The 17,863-nt window shown below is 66.7% G+C and carries 12 protein-coding genes; 6 read left to right on the forward strand and 6 right to left on the reverse strand.

The genetic code is table 11. The features are described 5' to 3' along the window. The first annotated feature begins 146 nt into the window (after window positions 1-146). The 4 genes from J8G26_RS06975 (at window position 147) to queF (ending at window position 6,103) form a co-directional block, all read left to right on the forward strand. Entirely contained in the window at window positions 147-3,326 is a 3,180-nt protein-coding gene (locus J8G26_RS06975; RefSeq protein ID WP_087744301.1) for an Rne/Rng family ribonuclease, read from the forward strand. 134 nt (window positions 3,327-3,460) lie between these two features. Further along, window positions 3,461-4,243: a peroxide stress protein YaaA gene (gene yaaA, locus J8G26_RS06980; RefSeq protein ID WP_087744300.1), complete on the forward strand. Its 783-nt coding sequence runs from the start codon at window positions 3,461-3,463 to the stop codon at window positions 4,241-4,243. 36 nt (window positions 4,244-4,279) lie between these two features. Beyond that, the gene (locus J8G26_RS06985; RefSeq protein ID WP_210568383.1) at window positions 4,280-5,191 is read left to right on the forward strand and encodes a 2OG-Fe(II) oxygenase; all 912 of its coding nucleotides are present in this window, start codon (window positions 4,280-4,282) and stop codon (window positions 5,189-5,191) included. A gap of 66 nt (window positions 5,192-5,257) precedes the next feature. Further along, window positions 5,258-6,103, forward strand: coding sequence for an NADPH-dependent 7-cyano-7-deazaguanine reductase QueF (gene queF / locus J8G26_RS06990; RefSeq protein ID WP_210568384.1), 846 nt, complete (start codon window positions 5,258-5,260; stop codon window positions 6,101-6,103). Between the two features lie 30 nt (window positions 6,104-6,133). Here queF and J8G26_RS06995 read toward each other — a convergent pair whose 3' ends face one another. The 6 genes from J8G26_RS06995 to argH form a co-directional block, all read right to left on the reverse strand. Further along, window positions 6,134-7,696 (reverse strand): PAS domain-containing methyl-accepting chemotaxis protein, encoded by a 1,563-nt coding sequence (locus tag J8G26_RS06995; protein ID WP_210568385.1) that lies wholly within the window; start codon window positions 7,694-7,696, stop codon window positions 6,134-6,136. 103 nt (window positions 7,697-7,799) lie between these two features. Beyond that, window positions 7,800-9,005, reverse strand: a complete 1,206-nt coding sequence (locus tag J8G26_RS07000; protein ID WP_210568484.1) for a DNA polymerase IV — start codon at window positions 9,003-9,005, stop codon at window positions 7,800-7,802. A 166-nt stretch (window positions 9,006-9,171) separates the two neighbouring features. Beyond that, on the reverse strand, window positions 9,172-10,338 hold the full coding sequence (locus J8G26_RS07005) for an alpha-hydroxy acid oxidase (RefSeq protein WP_349238308.1): 1,167 nt from the start codon (window positions 10,336-10,338) through the stop codon (window positions 9,172-9,174). A gap of 189 nt (window positions 10,339-10,527) precedes the next feature. Then, window positions 10,528-12,804 (reverse strand): diguanylate cyclase, encoded by a 2,277-nt coding sequence (locus J8G26_RS07010; protein ID WP_210568386.1) that lies wholly within the window; start codon window positions 12,802-12,804, stop codon window positions 10,528-10,530. A 431-nt stretch (window positions 12,805-13,235) separates the two neighbouring features. After that, entirely contained in the window at window positions 13,236-14,222 is a 987-nt protein-coding gene (locus J8G26_RS07015; protein ID WP_210568387.1) for a Bug family tripartite tricarboxylate transporter substrate binding protein, read from the reverse strand. Between the two features lie 179 nt (window positions 14,223-14,401). Next, window positions 14,402-15,880 (reverse strand): argininosuccinate lyase, encoded by a 1,479-nt coding sequence (argH, locus tag J8G26_RS07020; protein ID WP_210568388.1) that lies wholly within the window; start codon window positions 15,878-15,880, stop codon window positions 14,402-14,404. A gap of 51 nt (window positions 15,881-15,931) precedes the next feature. Here argH and J8G26_RS07025 point away from each other — a divergent pair, with 51 nt between their 5' ends. Beyond that, window positions 15,932-17,062 (forward strand): histidine kinase, encoded by a 1,131-nt coding sequence (locus J8G26_RS07025; protein WP_210568389.1) that lies wholly within the window; start codon window positions 15,932-15,934, stop codon window positions 17,060-17,062. Then, window positions 17,059-17,826 carry a LytTR family DNA-binding domain-containing protein gene (locus J8G26_RS07030; RefSeq protein WP_210568390.1) on the forward strand — a complete coding sequence of 256 codons (768 nt, stop codon included), beginning with the start codon at window positions 17,059-17,061 and terminating at the stop codon, window positions 17,824-17,826. Before J8G26_RS07025 ends, J8G26_RS07030 begins: the two co-directional genes overlap by 4 nt. Window positions 17,827-17,863 lie beyond the last annotated feature (37 nt).

Consider the following 17,863-nt stretch of genomic DNA (forward strand, 5'->3'; position numbering starts at 1 on the left):
TTCGATGCGTCAGTCCAGGCATTCACAGCTCCTGTAGAGCTTGTTGTATTGGTTTGGAACGGCGGGTGGCAGCCCGCGCAGCCCTCCCCTGTTGGTTAGGTGGGCTGCGCCGCTGCCCACCGCAAAACACGCAAAGGAATCGCATCATGAAGCGGATGCTCATCAACGCCACGCAGCCCGAAGAACGCCGCCTGGCCATCGTCGACGGACAAAAGCTCCTCGACTACGAAATCGAAATCGAAGGGCGCGAACAGCGCAAGGGCAATATCTACAAGGCCGTCGTCACGCGCGTCGAGCCCTCGCTGGAAGCCTGTTTTGTGGATTACGGCGAAGACCGCCACGGCTTCCTGCCGTTCAAGGAAATCTCGCGCAGCTACTTCGCCCCCGGTGTCTCGCCCAGCCAGGCGCGCATCAATGAAGTGATCAAGGAAGGCCAGGAGTTGCTGGTCCAGGTCGAAAAGGAAGAACGCGGCAACAAGGGCGCGGCCCTGACCACCTTCGTCTCGCTGGCCGGCCGCTATGTGGTGCTGATGCCCAACAACCCGCGTGGCGGTGGCGTTTCGCGCCGCATCGAGGGCGAGGACCGTGCCGAGCTCAAGGAGGCGATGGACCAGCTCGAATACCCCAACGGCATGTCCATCATCGCGCGCACGGCCGGCATCGGCCGCAGCGCGCCCGAGCTGCAGTGGGACCTGAACTACCTGCTGAAATTGTGGAACGCCATCGACGGCGCCGCCAAGGGTGGCAAGGGCGCCTTCCTGATCTACCAGGAATCGAGCCTGGTGATCCGCGCGATCCGCGACTACTTCAACAACGACATCGGTGACATCCTCATCGATACCGACGACATTTACGAACAGGCGCAGCAGTTCATGGCGCACGTCATGCCCGAGCATGCCGCCCGCGTCAAGCGCTACCGCGACGACGCTGCCCTGTTCAGCCGCTTCCAGATCGAGCACCAGATCGAATCGGCCTACGCCCGCACCGTGCAGCTGCCCTCGGGCGGCGCCATCGTGATCGACCACACCGAAGCGCTGGTGAGCGTGGACGTGAACTCGGCCCGCGCCATCAAGGGCGGCGACATCGAGGAAACCGCCACGCGCACGAACCTGGAAGCCGCCGACGAGGTGGCCCGCCAGATGCGCCTGCGCGACCTGGGCGGCCTGATCGTGATCGACTTCATCGACATGGATGAGAGCAAGAACCGCCGCGAAGTGGAAAACCGCCTGCGCGACGCGCTGCGCCAGGACCGCGCCCGCGTGCAGTTCGGCACCATCAGCAAGTTCGGTCTCATGGAAATGAGCCGCCAGCGCCTCAAGCCCGCCTTGAGCGAAGGCTCGTCCATCCCCTGCCCCCGCTGCGGCGGCTCGGGCCACATCCGCGACACCGAATCGTCGGCCCTGCAGATCCTGCGCATCATTCAGGAAGAATCGATGAAGGACAACACGGCCGCTGTGCACTGCCAGGTGCCGGTGGAAGTGGCCAGTTTCCTGCTCAACGAAAAGCGCACCGAAATCGCCAAGATCGAACTCAAGCAGCGCGTGGCCGTGCTGATGGTGCCCAACAAGACGCTGGAAACCCCCAACTACCGCCTGGAACGCCTCAAGCACGACGACCCGCGCCTCGATCACATCGAAGCCAGCTACAAGCTCGCCGAGGAAGTGGAAGACCCCACGGCCGTGACGCGCCGCTCGCAAGAGCCCACCAACAAGCAAACGCCGGTGATCAAGGGTGTGCTGCCCGATGCACCCGCGCCCATCGCCGAACCGCGCCCCGAAGGCGCTGCACGCCCACCGCGCGCGGGCCAGCGCCCTGCGGCTGCGGCCCCTGCGCAAGCCGCCGCACCGGCAGCTCCTGCAGCACCCCGTGCCCCGGCCGCGCCGCAGGAACCAGGTTTCTTCGGCTGGCTCAAGCGCCTGTTTGGCTGGGGTGACACGCCGGCATCCGCGCCGGCTGCCGCCCCCGCACCTGCCGCAGCGCCCGCCGAAGCCGGCACGCGCGGTGAACCCCGCCGCGATGGCCGCAATGGCGAAGGCCGTGGCCGCCGTGGTGAGCGCGGTGAACGCAGCGCCGGCCGCGACGGCAACCGCGAAGGCGGCGCCCGTGATGCCAACCGCGAAGGCACCGGCGAAGGCCGTGGCCGCCGTGGCGAGCGCCCGACCGAAGGCCGTGCCCCACGCGACGGCGAAAGCCGGGCACCGCGTGACGCGGAAGGCCGCACCCCGCGCGATGGCGAAGGCCGTGCGCCCCGTGGCGAAGGCGAAGGCCGCAACGGCCGCGAAGGCCGCGAAAGCGGCCGTAGCCGCCGCGATGCCGAGCCCCGCAACAACGCTGCCGGCGCCGACACCGACAACGCCGCCGCCCAGACCGCCATCCAGGCGCAAGTGGTCGGCCCGAACGGCCATGGTGCCGAGGCGGCTGGCGCCCAGCCGCGCAGCGAACGCGGCCCCCGCCGTGACCGCGGCGAAGGCCAGGGTCGCCGTGAACGTGGCGAGCGCCCAGAGCGCGGCGAACGCCCACCGCGCGCAGCAGAAGCCCCGCAAGACACCGGCGCCCCCGCCGCCGACTTTGCGGACACAGCCCCGCTGGCATCGCTGCCCGACCTGGACCTGACCGTCAACGACACCGCGCCGGCCAGCGATGAGCGCCGTGAGCGCCGTTCACGCGACCGTTATGGCCGCGACCGGCGCGAGCGCGGTGAACGCGCCCCCCGCGGCGCAGTGGAACCCGCCGCACCCACGATGATGGAGTTCGACGCCACGGCCCCGGTGGCCGCGCCAGTGGCCGATGGCCAGGAAGAGCCCGCACGCCGCAGCTACTTCAACGCGGCCCCCACGGCATCTACCTCTGCACCTGCCCCGGCTCCCGTGCCCGCAGCCACCCCGGTCGCGGCGCCCACACCGGCACCCGAGCAGGCCCACGCCGAAACCGTGGTGCAAGCCACGGCCCCTGCGCCTGCGCCAGTTGCAGCACCGGCACCCGTGGCCGCTGCGCCCGTGGCTGTGGCTCCAAAGGCCGCACCCGTGGCGGCACCGGCACCTGCCGCAGCGCCTGCCGCACAGGGCATGCCCCGCGTCCAGGGCTTCACGCTGCCGCTGGATGACTTGCAGCAAGTGGCTGCTGCGTCGGGCCTGCAATGGGTGAATTCGGATGCAGAGAAAATCGCCGCCGTGCAGGCCGCGATCGCCGCCGAGCCGCAACCCATCCGCGTGCCGCGCGAGCGTCCGCCCGCCGTGGTGCTGGACGAAGGCCCGCTGGTGCTGGTGGAAACCCGCCGCGACCTGTCGGCCATGACGCTGCCGTTTGAGCAGCCCCCTGCTGCCTGATGCAGCAACCAAGAAGGCGGCCCAGGCCGCCTTCTTTCATTGGGGCTTCTTGGGGCACTGACCGCTCCCGTCTTGCGGACTGAATTACCCTTCGTCATTGCCCTTTGAGATCCCCGGACCACCACGCCCTCACCATGCTGTTCCTGCTGTCTCCCGCCAAATCACTCGACTACGAAACGCCCCTGCCCGAGGGGTTGCCGCACACCCTGCCGCAGTTCGTGCCGCAGTCCACGCAGCTGATCGAGGTGCTGCGCGACAAATCCCCCCAGGACATCGCCTCGCTGATGGGCCTGAGCGACAAGCTCGCCGCCCTGAACGTGGCGCGCTACCAGGTCTGGCAACCCCAGTTCACCGCCGCCAATTCGCGCCAGGCCGTGCTGGCCTTCAACGGCGACGTGTACGAAGGCCTGCAGGCGCAGACGCTTTCCGGCGACGATCTGCAGTGGGCGCAGCAGCACCTGGCCATCCTTAGCGGCCTGTACGGCGTCTTGCGTCCGCTCGACCGCATGCAGCCCTACCGCCTGGAGATGGGCACGCGCCTGGCCACCGCTGCGGGCAGCAACCTTTACCAGTTCTGGGGCCGCCAGATTGCCGAGCACCTCAACACCTGCCTGCGCGCCGACACCACGCCGGTGGTGGTCAACCTGGCGTCGCAGGAATATTTCAAGGCGGTGGACTGCAAAGCCCTCAAGGCGCGCGTCATTGAATGCGTGTTCGAGGACTGGAAAGGCGGCGCCTACAAGATCATCAGCTTTCACGCCAAGCGCGCGCGCGGGCTGATGGCGCGCTACGCCATCACCCACCGCATTGCCACGCCCCACCAGCTCGAAGCCTTTGATCTGGAAGGCTACGCCTTTGCCCCGGCATCCTCCGAGCCCGAGCGCCTGGTTTTCCGGCGCAAAACACCCACAGCGTAAAGCCGAAAAACACCCCGCCCACGTTGAAGGACTGCCATGGCATCGCGCTCTGACCCGCCTGCGGACAACACCACTGCAAGCACCCAGCACAGCAGCGCCGCGCGCCAGACCATCACGCCCGAGCTGCGCCGCTGGCTCATCGAGCAGGCCCAGGCCGGCTTCACAAAAACCGTGGTGCTGCAATCCATGCGCGACGCGGGCTGGGATGCACAGTTGGCGGCCGATGCGCTGCACATCACGCTGCAGGATCATCTCGACGAAAGGGCTGTGCCGCAGCGCCAGCCGGCCGCCGTGCCGGTGCCCGAGCCACGGCTCGATGCGTCCCCCGCCCAGCTGGACTGCGGCGACCGCACCGTGAACGTGCTGCTGGCCATGGACCGGCCGCGCATGGTGGTGTTGGGCAACCTGCTGTCGCCCGAGGAATGCGATGCCCTGATCGCCGCAGCGGGTGCCCGCATGGCGCGCTCGCTCACGGTGGCCACGCAAACGGGTGGTGAAGAAATCAACGACGACCGCACCAGCGACGGCATGTTCTTTCAGCGCGGCGAGAGCCCGCTGATCCAGCGCATCGAAGAACGCATTGCCCGCCTGCTGAACTGGCCCATCGAAAACGGCGAGGGGCTGCAGGTGCTGCACTACCGCCCCGGCGCCGAATACAAGCCGCATTACGACTATTTCGACCCTGCCGAGCCTGGCACGCCCAGCATCCTGCAGCGCGGCGGGCAGCGCGTTGGCACGCTGGTGATGTATCTCAACACGCCCGAAAAAGGCGGCGGCACCATCTTTCCGGAAACACAAATCGAAGTGGCACCGCAGCGCGGCAACGCCGTGTTCTTCAGCTATGCGAGCCCCGACCCGTCCACCCGCACGCTGCATGGCGGCGCGCCGGTGATCGCGGGCGACAAGTGGATCGCTACCAAATGGCTGCGCGAGCGCGAATTTATATGAAAACAGGCTCTAGCGCTTATCCCATAAGCGCAAGCAGCTATTAATTCAATAGTAAAAGGACACACCATGACCACGCCAGAACAATCGCAGCTGGGCAAGGCATCGGCGTATGCCGACCAGTACGATGCCGCGCTGCTGTTCCCCATCCCCCGCGCGGGCAAGCGGGCCGAGATCGGCATCACCGGCGCGGCCCCCTTCTTCGGGGCCGACCTGTGGACGGCGTTCGAGCTGTCGTGGCTGAATGCACGCGGCAAGCCGCAGGTGGCGCTGGCGCACATCACCGTGCCGTGTGAGACGCCCAACATTGTCGAGAGCAAGTCGTTCAAGCTCTACCTCAACAGTTTCAACAACACACGCTTTGCCGACGCCGCCGAGGTGCAGGCGCGCATCCGCGCCGACATCAGCGAGGCCGTGTGGCGCGGTGCCGAACACCCCGCCACCGTGGGCGTGAAACTGCTGCTGCCCGAGCTGTTTGACCGCGAGCCGGTGCACGAACTCGACGGCCTGAGCCTGGACCGGCTGGACGTGGAATGCACGCGCTACCAGCCCGCGCCCGAGCTGCTGACCGCCGCGTTTGGCGAAGCGCCCGTGTCCGAGGTGCTGACCAGCAACCTGCTCAAGAGCAACTGCCTGGTCACGGGCCAGCCCGACTGGGGCAGCGTGCAGATTGCCTACAGCGGCCCGCAGATCGACCAGGAAGGGCTGCTGCAATACATCGTGAGCTTTCGCAACCACAACGAATTCCACGAGCAATGCGTGGAGCGCATCTTCATGGACGTGTGGACGCGCTGCCGCCCCATCAAGCTCACGGTGTATGCGCGCTACACCCGCCGCGGCGGGCTTGACATCAACCCGCTGCGCACCAGCCACCCCCAGCAGCTGCCCGCCAACACGCGCACGGCACGGCAGTAAAAGCGCCCGGCGTGCCGCGCTGGCACGGCATCACCGCAGGCGAAACACCTCTACCGAGCGCGACAAGGACACCGCGTTACCCTTGAGCGCCTGGGCTGAAGCGGCCGTTTCCTCGACCAGCGCTGCGTTCTGCTGCGTCACGGTTTCCAGTTGCGTGACAGCCTCGTTCACCTGGCCGATGCCGATCGACTGTTCGGCCGTGGCCTGGCTGATCTCGCGCACCAGGTCGCTCACGCGGGACACCGACGACACCACGTCGGCAATCGTCTGGCCCGCCTGGTCCATCTGGCGCGAGCCATCAGCCACCTGCGACACCGAGGTGCCGATCAGCGCCCGGATCTCCTTGGCCGCGCCCGCGCTGCGCTGCGCCAGGGCGCGCACCTCACCGGCCACCACGGCAAAGCCCCGCCCCTGCTCGCCGGCGCGGGCCGCTTCCACGGCGGCGTTGAGCGCCAGCAGATTGGTTTGAAAGGCAATGCCCTCGATCACCGAGACAATCTCGCCCACCTTGCGCGACGACTGCTCGATGGCATGCATGGCCTGGCCCACCTGCTGCACCGCCGCGCCGCCAGCGCGCGCCACTGCGGCGCTGTGGGTGCTGTCCTTGGCCACCGCGCCGGATGTGTCGGCGGTTTGCCGCACGGTGCTGGACAGTTCCTCCATTGCGGCGGCGGTTTCCTGCAGGTTGGCGGCCTGCGCCTCGGTGCGCTGGTAAAGATCGTGCCCGCCCTGGGCGATTTCTTCGGCCGACCGCAAAAAGCCTGCAATCTCGGTGCGCACATCGCCCACCACGGCACGCAGGTTGACCTGGATCTGCTCCAAGCCACGCACCAGGGGCGCCAGCGACGGCGCGCACTGCCCGTTGTCCAGCGTGGCGGCCAGGTTGCAGCCGGCAATGTCGCCGGCAAACCGCTCGACCGCGCGCATGCCGCCCACGATGCGGCCATGAAACCACGCCAGCACACCGCCAACGCCCGCCAGCAGCAGCGCCAGCTGCGCGCCCCAGCCCAAGGCGCCCTGCCAGCCCAGCCAGTGCGGCAGCATGCCCACCAGCACCACGCCCAGCAGCATCAGCGCCAAGGTCTGCGTGGCCGACATTTGCTGCAGCCGCTGCAGCGCACCGCGCATGCCGGGATAAACCACCCGGCCGTGCTGCAAACGGACGGTCTCGCGCTGCGCCGCCTGGTCGCTGCGCAGTTGGGCATACAGGGCTTCGGCCTGCTGCACCTCGGCACGGCCCGGCCTGGTGCGCACCGACAGGTAGCCGCGCGGCTTGCCCTGTTCCATGATGGGAGTGACATTGGCCCGCACCCAGTAGAAACCGCCGTCCTTGCGGCGGTTCTTCACCAGCCCGGTCCAGGTGTGGCCGCGCCCGACGGTGGACCACATGTCCTTGAACGCCTGGGGTGGCATGTCGGGGTGGCGGATCAGGTTGTGCGGCTGGCCTATCAGTTCGTCGTGGCTGTAGCCGCTGGCATCGATGAAGGCAGGGTTGCCATGCAAGATGATGCCCTTGGTGTCGGTGGACGACACCAGCATGCTGTCGTCGGGAAATTCATACTCGTGCTGGGTTACCGGCAAATTCACACGCATACGCTGGGGTCCTTGTGCTGTCCCAGCCGGAAAACGGCAGGAAAACCTTTGATTCTAATCATTTTGTCACAAATCAACACAAATACGCCGTCCCAGCGCAGCGTCAAAACAGCGGCGCGGTGTGCGGGTCGGGGTGGCGTGCCTGGCGGGTGGCTGCGCAAACGGGTTCGCCCCCCGAAAGCAGGTGCTCGGACAGGCGCACCAGCGCCCCCACCCGCACGCCCAGCAGGCGCAAGCGCCTGTCCAGGGGCACGCGCTTGAGGCACAGCCCCGCCGTGTGGCGGATGGTGGCCGCGTCCTGCGTGGGCGCGGGCAAGGTGTGGTCGCGCGTGGCGGTCCTGAAATCGTCATAGCGCAGCTTGATGCCAATGGTCTTGCCCACATAGCCCTTGCGCTGCAGATCCTCGGCCACGCGCTGGCACAGGTCGGTGAAGATGCGCGAGAGTTCGGCCTTGTCGCGCACGGCGTGCAGGTCGCGCTCGAACGTGGTTTCGCGGCTCATGCTCACGGGTTCGCTCTCGGTCACCACGGGGCTGTCGTCCTGGCCCCAGGCCACGCGGTGCATCCAGGCGCCGGTCGATTTGCCAAAGTGACCCATCAGCCACTGCGGGTCTTGCTCCGCCAGCTCGCCAATGGTGTGCACGCCCAGCAAGGCCAGCTTTTCGCCCGCCTTGGGGCCGATGCCGTTGATCTTGCGCACATTGAGCGGCCAGATGGTGGTCTGCAGATCTTCCGCGTAAACGATGGAGATGCCATTGGGCTTGTTGAACTCGCTGGCCATCTTGGCCAGCAGGCGGTTGGGCGCCACGCCGATCGAGCAGGTCAGGCCCGTGGCGTCGAAGATGCTTTTCTGGATGAGGCGCGCCAGCACGCGACCGCCCTCGCGCTGGCCGCCGGGCACGTCGGTGAAATCGATATAGACCTCGTCCACGCCCCGGTCCTGCATCACCGGCGCAATGTCGGTGATGGTGCGCTTGAACAGGCGCGAGTATTTGCGCACCTCGTCAAAATCCACCGGCAGCACGATGGCCTGGGGGCACAGCCGGGCAGCCTTCATCATGCCCATGGCCGAACCCACGCCAAACTGCCGCGCGGCATAGGTGGCGGTGGTGATGACGCCCCGGCCCACATAGTCCTTGAGCAAGGGGAAATCGGCCACGGGAATGAAGCACGGCTCGCGCGGGCCGGTGCCATCGGGGCTTTGCAGCAGCAGATCGTCCACCCTGCGCCGCCCGCCACCAATCACCACGGGCAGCCCCTGGAGCTGCGGATAGCGCAGCAACTCGACCGATGCAAAGAACGCATCCATGTCAAGGTGCGCAATGCGGCGCAGCCGTGCGGGGCGATCCGCGGCAGGTGCGGTTGCCGGGGCAGAAAAAGCAGGAGCAGCTTCGGTCACAGCCGCTATTTTGCGCGGCCCCGCCAACCCGCGTTGCCTTCGCCTTCTGCTTTTCTCAGCCTGATTGCAAACCCTGTCAGGCGAGCGGATAGGTGCCCGGCAGCAGGATGCTGCGGTCCACCTGGTCGATGTGGGTGCGGCCGCAGAAGGCCATGGTGATGTCCAGCTCTTTCTGGATGATCTCCAGCGCCCGGGTCACACCCGCCTCGCCATAGGCGCCCAGGCCATACAGAAAGCTGCGGCCGATCAGCGTGCCGCGCGCGCCCAGGGCGCGGGCCTTGAGCACGTCCTGGCCGCTGCGAATGCCGCCATCCATCCACACCTCGATGTCCTTGCCTGCAGCTGCGGCAATGGCGGGCAGCGCGGTAATCGACGAGGGCGCGCCATCGAGCTGGCGGCCGCCGTGGTTGCTGACGATGAGCGCGTCGGCGCCGCTGTTGGCCGCCAGGCGCGCGTCTTCGGCGTCCATGATGCCCTTCAGAATCAGCTTGCCGCCCCAGCGCTTCTTGATCCACTCCACGTCGCCCCAGTTGAGCTGCGGATCGAACTGCTCGGCCGTCCACGATGCCAGCGACGACATGTCGCCCACGCCCTTGGCATGGCCGACGATGTTGCCGAAGGTGCGGCGCCTGGTGCCCAGCATGCCCAGGCACCAGTGCGGCTTGGTGGCCAGGTTGATGAGGTTGGCGAGCGTGGGCTTGGGCGGCGACGAGAGGCCATTCTTGATGTCCTTGTGGCGCTGGCCGAGGATCTGCAGATCGAGCGTGAGCTGCAGCGCCGAACAGTTGGCGGCCTTGGCACGGTCGATCAGGCGCTCGATGTAGTCGCGGTCGCGCATCACGTACACCTGGAACCAGAACGGGTGGTTGCCGGTGTGCCGGGCCACGTCTTCGATGGAGCAGATGCTCATGGTGGAGAGCGTGAACGGAATGCCAAACGCCTTGGCCGCACGCGCGCCCAGGATCTCGCCGTCGGCATGCTGCATGCCCGTGAGGCCGGTGGGCGCAATGGCCACGGGCATGGCCACGTCCTGGCCCACCATGGTGGTGCGAGTGCTGCGGCCCTCCATGTTCACGGCCACGCGCTGGCGCAGTTGGATGCCCTGGAAATCGGCCGTGTTGGCGCGGTAGGTGCCCTCGGTGTACGAACCTGAATCGGCATAGTCATAGAACATGCGCGGCACGCGGCGCTGGGCAACAACACGCAGGTCTTCAATGCAAGTGACTTTGGACAGATTGGGCACGCGGGCACTCCGGATAAAAGGGAATTGGCATTGAATGGTAGGCGGCGGCACACGCCAGGGCCATCAAAATTATTTTCGCCACCCTGCAGCAAATTTCGCGCTCCACAGCCAAGGGCACGGCGCCTCGCCACAAAATTTCAACGAAATAGCGCCGAAGCGCTTATACAGCAAGCGCAGGCAGCTATTCATTCAGGAGCAAGCTGAGGCCCGATCGCCTTCGAGGGCCACGCGCACGGACTCGGCATCTGCCCCGGCATACAGGCGAAACTGCCGCCGGCCCGCATGTTTGGCGGCATACATGGCCGCGTCGGCATGGCGCGACAGCGCTTCGAAGTCCTGGCCATGCTCGGGAAACAGGGCGATGCCGCCGCTCAGATCCACGGACAGCACGTGGCTGCTGAGCTGATAAGGGGCGCTGCATGCGGCCATGATCTTGCACGCCACCTGGCAGGCCTGCTCGGCGGCGTCGATGCCCGGCAGCAGCACCACGAATTCGTCGCCGCCCTGGCGGCACACCGTGTCGGACGCGCGCACGGCACCCGTGAGGCGCTGGGCCAACTGCACCAGCAACTCGTCGCCCACGTCGTGGCCCCGGGTGTCATTGACTTGCTTGAAGCCATCCAGATCGATGTACATCACGGCCACCGAGTTGCCATCGCGCCGGGCATGTGCCAGCGCCTGGCGGGCCCGGTCTTGCAGCAGCACGCGGTTGGGCAGGTCGGTGAGCGCGTCGTACTGCGCCAGGTGCGCCATGTGCTCGGCCATGGCCACGGCGTCGGTCACGTCGCGCAGCACGGCCACGGCCCCGGTGATCTGGCCGTGGCGGTCGGTGATGGGGCTGGCCGATTCTTCCACGTCAAAGCGCTGGCCGCTGGTGCGGTGCAGCACCACGCCGCGCGTGGGCTCCACGGGCTTTTTCTGCTGCAGCGCCAGGCGCAGCGGGCTGGGCTGGGGCGCCTGATCGTCCGGGACCAGCAGGTGCACCACCTCATCCACATTGCGCCCTGCGGCATCAAACCCCTGCCAGCCCGTCAGGCGCTGGGCCACTGGGTTCAGGTAGGTGACCAGGCCCTGCGCATCGGTGCAGACCACGGCATCGCCAATGGACCTGAGCGTCAGGCGCATGCGCTCCTTTTCCTCGAACAGCGCCTCTTCCATGCGCTTGCGCTCGGTGATGTCGGTGACCTGCACGAAAATGCCGCGCACCTCATCGCCGTCAAAGTCGGGCACATACGAGGCGATGGCGTAGCGCTCCACCCCGGCGGGGTCGACGATGGTGCGCTCGAAAAGCTGCTCGTGCCCCTGCAGCGCCTGCTCCAGATAAGGCCGGTTCTTTTCGTAGAGCTCGTCGCCCAGCAGCTCGCGGATGTGCCTGCCGCGGATTTGGCCGGGCGCCTGGCCAAACCAGTCCAGATAGGCATGGTTGGCAAAACGGTTGCACAGGTCGCGATCCCAGTAACCAATCATGGAGGGCAGATTGTTCAGGATGGTGCGCAGGTCGCGCTCGGCCTGTTCCAGCCTGGCACTGATCTGCTGGCGGCGGCGCAACTCGCGCGCAAACAGCCCCGCCAGCCCCACACAGGCCGCCATCAGCAGCAGGGCAAAACCACCCAGAATCCAGGCGCTGCGGTACCAGCCGGCCAGGATGTCATCCACCGACTGGGCCACATTCACCATCAGGGGATAGTCGCCCACATGCCGGAACGCATAAAGGCGCTCAACATTGTCAATCGCGGAACGGCCGGTAAAAACGCCGCTGCGGGCCGACTGAAAGGCGCGGATATTGGCCGTGCCCGCCAGGCTGCGGCCCCGCACGTCTTCGCTGAAGGGAAAACGCGCAATCACAATGCCATCGGAGCGAAACAGGTTCAGGCTGCCACCGGGCCCGAGGTTCAAGGCTTCGAACAGGCTTTGGAAATGCGCCAGCCGCAAGGTGCCCACCACCACACCGGCCAGCTGGCCATCGGGCCCATAGTAGGCGCGGCTCAGGGGCAGGCTGTACCGGCCGGTCAGGCGCGCACGCACCGGCGCGCCCACATACAGACCTGTGTGGGCGCCGCTATCAAACACCTTGACGTAGTCTCGATCGGCAAAGTTGGCCTTGCGGGGCTCCAGAAACTCGGAGTCGATCACCACGTTGCCGGCCCGGTCCAACACCAAAAGGGAGCCAATACCCTGCACACGCAACGAATTGTCGAACAGCGCGCGTTGGCGCATTTCGACCGGCAGGGCCATCACGTACGGATCGGTGACGCCTTCCACCACCCTCTGCATTGACAGGTCAACAGACTCCATCGTGCGGGCTATGTTTTGGTCCAGCGTGCGCACCAGATTGACGCTGGTGCGCTCGGCATGGTGCCACGCCTCCTCGCGCAGCGTCCAGATGCTGCGGGCAAACAGGCCGCCAATGCCCAAGGACAGCAGCACGGCCAGCAGGATCAGACGGGAAGTGGCAGAGAAACGCACAAGCAAGGCAGCGAACAGATCTTTACAATTTTACGCACCGGCAGGATTTGTGCTGGATGGTACATGCGTTGGCCACCTTGTCACAGCCCCTGCGCCGCGCTGGCACGCACTCCGGCATCCCGGTGCGTGCGGCGCCCCCCCGTGGTGGCGGGTGCGGTGGCACTGTGGCTGTGGACGGCAGGTTTTGAACGGTCAACGGCTTTCAGCCAATCCACACCGCCACCAGCTGGTGGTCTGACACCTGCGTTGCCGCATTCACGGCAAAGCGCTGCACCCGGCCCTTAAAAAAATGCACAAATACGGCTGCAGCGCTTGCTACAAAAGCGCATACAGCTATTTATTCAATAGCATCAATCACTGAAAGAAACCAAGCGTCGACAGCCATTTTTGCGTCGGATTTCCGCCACAGCGGCGCCCTCGCCCCGTGGGGCTTACTGCGGCACAAACCCGTTGGTCTTGATGATGCGGCGCCAGGTTTCGGTGTAGGCATGTTCGCGCGCACCCAGTTGCTGCGGCGTCATGAAGCCCACCGTGAGGCCCATGGCGGTGAGATGGTCGTGCACCTCGGGTTTGGCAACCACCTTGGCCAGCGCCGCCGCGAACTGCTGGATGAATGGCTGCGGCGTGCCGGCCGGGGCATAAAAGCCGTAATACGGCAGGTCGGCAAAGCCCTTGAGGCCCAGTTCGTCGAACGTAGGCACCTGGGGCATGGCCGCCTGGCGCTTGGTGCCCAGCACCGCCACCACGCGCAGCTTGCCGGCCTTGTGGTTTTCCATGAAGTCCTGCACCGAGCCCACGCCCGCGCCGATCTGGTTGCCCAGCATGTCGGCCATCATGGGCGCGGCACCGCGGTAAGGTGCCGACACCAGGTCGAGCTGGAATTTCTCACCCACCAGCTTGACCAGAAACTCCGGCGTGGACGCCGGCGCCGGAATGCCCACGGCGCCCTTGCCACCGCCCTGGGTGCGCACCCACTGCACATATTCACCAAAGGTGTTGGCGGGGGTGCCGCCCGACACGGCAAAGGCATTCACAAAGGTGGCAAAGCCGCCCACGGGCACGAAGTCACGGTCGGGCTGGTAGCCGGGGTTCCTCACCACCAGCGGCAGGATGGAGATGGTGTGGTCGTGTGTGAGGAACACCGTGGTGCCGTCGGCAGGCGAGGCCTTGAGCACCTGCGCGGCAATCTGCCCGCCGGCGCCGGGCCGGTTGTCCACCACCACCGGCATCCCCAGGGCGTCCTTGAGGCCCTCGGACAGCGTGCGCGCAATGGCGTCGGTGCCGCCGCCCGGCGGAAAGCCCACCAGAATGCGCAGGGGCTTGGCCGACTGTGCCATGGCCGTGGACAGGGCCAGGCCCGCCGCCAGGGCAGCCAGGGCGCGTGAGACGCGTGAGACAACGGTGCGACGCAAAGACATATCCAACTCCTCAGGAGGAAAACCGGGCGGACAACGCGAAAAAATGCCGGCCCGAAGGCTGCCAACCGGTAACGCAAGGCTGCCACGCGCTGCGTCAAGCACACTCAAACGCTATCTAATAAAGAGCAGCTTGCGCAATACCAATAAGCGCCAGAGCCTCATTTCATTCGAAAAATTGATCATGCCGCCAGACGCGCCTGGTGGCGGGCGATCTGCGCGCGCACCTGCGCCGGCGCGGTGCCGCCCAGGGTGTTGCGCGCGTTGAGCGATCCGCGCAGGCTCAAGGCTTCGTACACGTCTTTTTCGATCTGCGGGTGAAAGCCTTGCAGCACGGCCAGCGGCAGCTCCGACAAGTCACAGGCGTGCGTGGTGGCCGCCTTCACGGCGTGGGCCACGGTTTCATGCGCATCGCGAAACGGCAGGCCCTTCTTGACGAGGTAGTCGGCCAGGTCGGTGGCGGTGGCGTAGCCGCGCAGTGCGGCCTGCTCCATCGCGGGCGCGTTGACGGTGATGCCGCCTTCTTTTTGGCCCGTGGCGGGGTTGCGCTGGCCGCCCACCATTTCGGCAAAGATGCGCAGCGTGTCCTTGAGCGTGTCCACCGTGTCGAACAGCGGCTCCTTGTCTTCCTGGTTGTCCTTGTTGTAGGCCAGGGGCTGGCCCTTCATCAGCGTGATCAGCCCCATCAGGTGGCCGACCACGCGGCCGGTCTTGCCGCGTGCCAGTTCAGGCACGTCGGGGTTTTTCTTCTGCGGCATGATGGACGAGCCGGTGGTGAAGCGGTCGGCAATCTTGATGAAGCCGAAGTTCTGGCTCATCCAGATGATGAGTTCTTCCGACAGGCGGCTCACGTGCACCATGCACAGGCTGGCGGCGGCGGTGAACTCGATGGCGAAGTCGCGGTCGCTCACGGCGTCCAGGCTGTTCTGGCAGACCACGGGGAACCCGTTCGCATCCACCATGCCCAGCGTCTTGGCCACGCGCTCGCGGTCCAGCGGGTAGGTAGTGCCGGCGAGGGCCGCCGAGCCCAGCGGCAGCACGTTGACGCGGCGGCGCACATCCTGCATGCGCTCGGCATCGCGCGCGAACATTTCCACATAGGCCAGCATGTGGTGACCGAAGCTCACCGGCTGCGCCACCTGCAGGTGGGTGAAGCCGGGCAGGATCACCTCGACGTTCTGCGCGGCCACATCGACCAGCGACACCTGCAGCTCTTTAAGCAGGTCGCCGATCAAATCAATCTCGCCGCGCAGCCACAGGCGCACGTCGGTGGCCACCTGGTCGTTGCGGCTGCGGCCGGTGTGCAGGCGCTTGCCGGCGTCACCCACCAGCTGGGTCAGGCGCGCCTCGATGTTCAGGTGCACGTCTTCCAGATCGAGCTTCCACTCGAAGGCGCCGGATTCGATCTCCTCTTTGATCTGCGCCATGCCGCGCTGGATGGATGCGTGGTCGTCGGCACTGATGATGCCCTGGGCGGCCAGCATCTCGGCGTGCGCCAGGCTGCCCGCGATGTCGGCCTGCCACAGGCGCTTGTCAAAAAACACGCTGGAGGTGTAGCGCTTGACCAGATCGCTCATGGGCTCGGAAAACAGGGCGGACCATGCCTGCGCCTTGGTGTCGAGCTGGTTGTGGGAAGGGGTCGTGGCTTGGCTGGTGGGCATGGCAGGGCAATAATCGGGTGGAACTGACACCCGGAACAGCCGGATGCCTCAATGCAAAACAAGCAAATTTTATCGACCCAGCCCCTGGAGCTGGAAACGGCGCCCGCAAAGCCGCGCCTGCTTGGCAAAGTGCAGCGTGCGCTGGTGTTCGATGCCTGCCATGTGGGCGTGGTGCTGCGCGCCGTGCTGTTTGTGGAAATCGTGCTGGGCGTTGGCGCGCTGTATGGCGCCAGCACGCCGCTGGAGTGGCTGGCACGCGTGTCGCTGCTGACAGGTGGCGCCCTGCCCGCCACGCTGGTCTGGCTGATTGCCGCCTGCAGCTTCAAGACCGTGTTGCAGCGCCTGGGCACCAACGGCCAGTTTGTGGCGGGCGTGCTGCTGGGCACCCTGGCGGGGCTGTATGCATGCGCCATGCTGGCCCTGGTGGGCGTGGCAGAACAAGCGCCCTGGCTGGCCAGCGCGGCCAGCGGCGCGCTGCTATCGGCAGCGCTGGTGGCCGCGCTGGTAATGCGCGCACGCGGGCGCACCCCGGCGGCCACCACGGCGCGCCTGGCCGAGCTGCAGTCGCGCATCCGCCCGCACTTTCTGTTCAACACGCTCAACAGCGCCATTGCGCTGGTGCGCGCAGAGCCGGCCAAGGCCGAATCGCTGCTCGAAGACCTGAGCGATCTGTTTCGCCATGCGCTGGTGGAGCAGGGCGAATCGGTCACGCTGGCCGAAGAGATCACGCTCGCGCAGCGCTACCTGGCGATTGAAGAGGTGCGCTTTGGCCAGCGCCTGCAGGTGCAGTGGAGCCTGGACCCGCGCACCGACAACGCCCACCTGCCCCCGCTGCTGCTGCAACCGCTGGTGGAAAACGCCGTCAAGCACGGCGTGGAGCCCAGCGCGCGCGGCGGCAAGCTGCGCGTGCTGACCGAGCTGCGCGGCAGCCGCGTGGTGGTGCGCATCACCAACACCCTGCCCGACACCAACACCCGCACCCACGGCATGCCGCGCGGCCACGGCATTGCGCTGGACAACGTGCGCGCCCGTCTGGCGCTGCTGCATGATGTGCAAGGCGAGTTCAGCGCGGGCGTGCAGGATGGCCTGTACCAGGTGCGCATCACCCTGCCGGTCCCCACCAAGCCAAAGCCTGCCGCTCCAGCGCACGCATCCAGAACCCCGCGCCGCTCCAAGCCATGAACATCCTCATCGTTGACGACGAAGCCCTGGCCCGCAGCCGACTGCGCACCCTGCTGGGTGATTGCCAGGACACCGTGCGCACCACCGTGGCCGAAGCCGCCAACACGGGCGAAGCCCTGGCGCAACTCAGCCCCACAGGCGGGCGCGCATTCGACCTGCTGCTGCTGGACATCCACATGCCCGGCCAGGACGGCCTGAGCCTGGCCCATGCCGTGCAAGCGCTGCCGCACCCCCCCGCCGTGGTGTTTGTGACCGCCCACGCCGACCACGCCGTGAGCGCCTTCGAACTCGACGCCGTGGACTACCTCACCAAGCCCGTGCGGCGCGAACGCCTGCTGCAGGCCCTGACCAAGGCCCAGCGCAGCCACCGGCGGGGCGCACCCGCCGTCGCCCCCGGCAGCCACAGTGCCGCCAGCGCCGCCGACGGCGAAACCCTGCTGATCCAGGACCGCGGCCGCACCGAGCGCCTGCCGCTGGCCGAGGTGCTGTATTTCAAGGCCGAGCTGAAATATGTGACCGTGCGCACCATCACGCGCAGCTACATCATGGATGGCTCCTTGAGCGAGCTGGAGGCCAAGTTCGCCCCGCGCTACCTGCGCATCCACCGCAACGCGCTGGTAGCGCGCCGCGCCGTGCGTGCGCTGGAAAAACACTACGACCCCGACGAAGGTGAAGGCTGGGCCGTGCGCCTTCAGGGGCTGACCGAGCTGCTGATGGTGTCGCGCCGGCAGGTGGCGGCGGTGCGCGAGGAGCTGGCGGGCTGACCGGCGAAGCGCAAACCGGGTATCGCAATGCCCTCAG

The organism is Acidovorax sp. JG5, assembly GCF_017939685.1.
Lineage (GTDB): Bacteria > Pseudomonadota > Gammaproteobacteria > Burkholderiales > Burkholderiaceae_C > Acidovorax.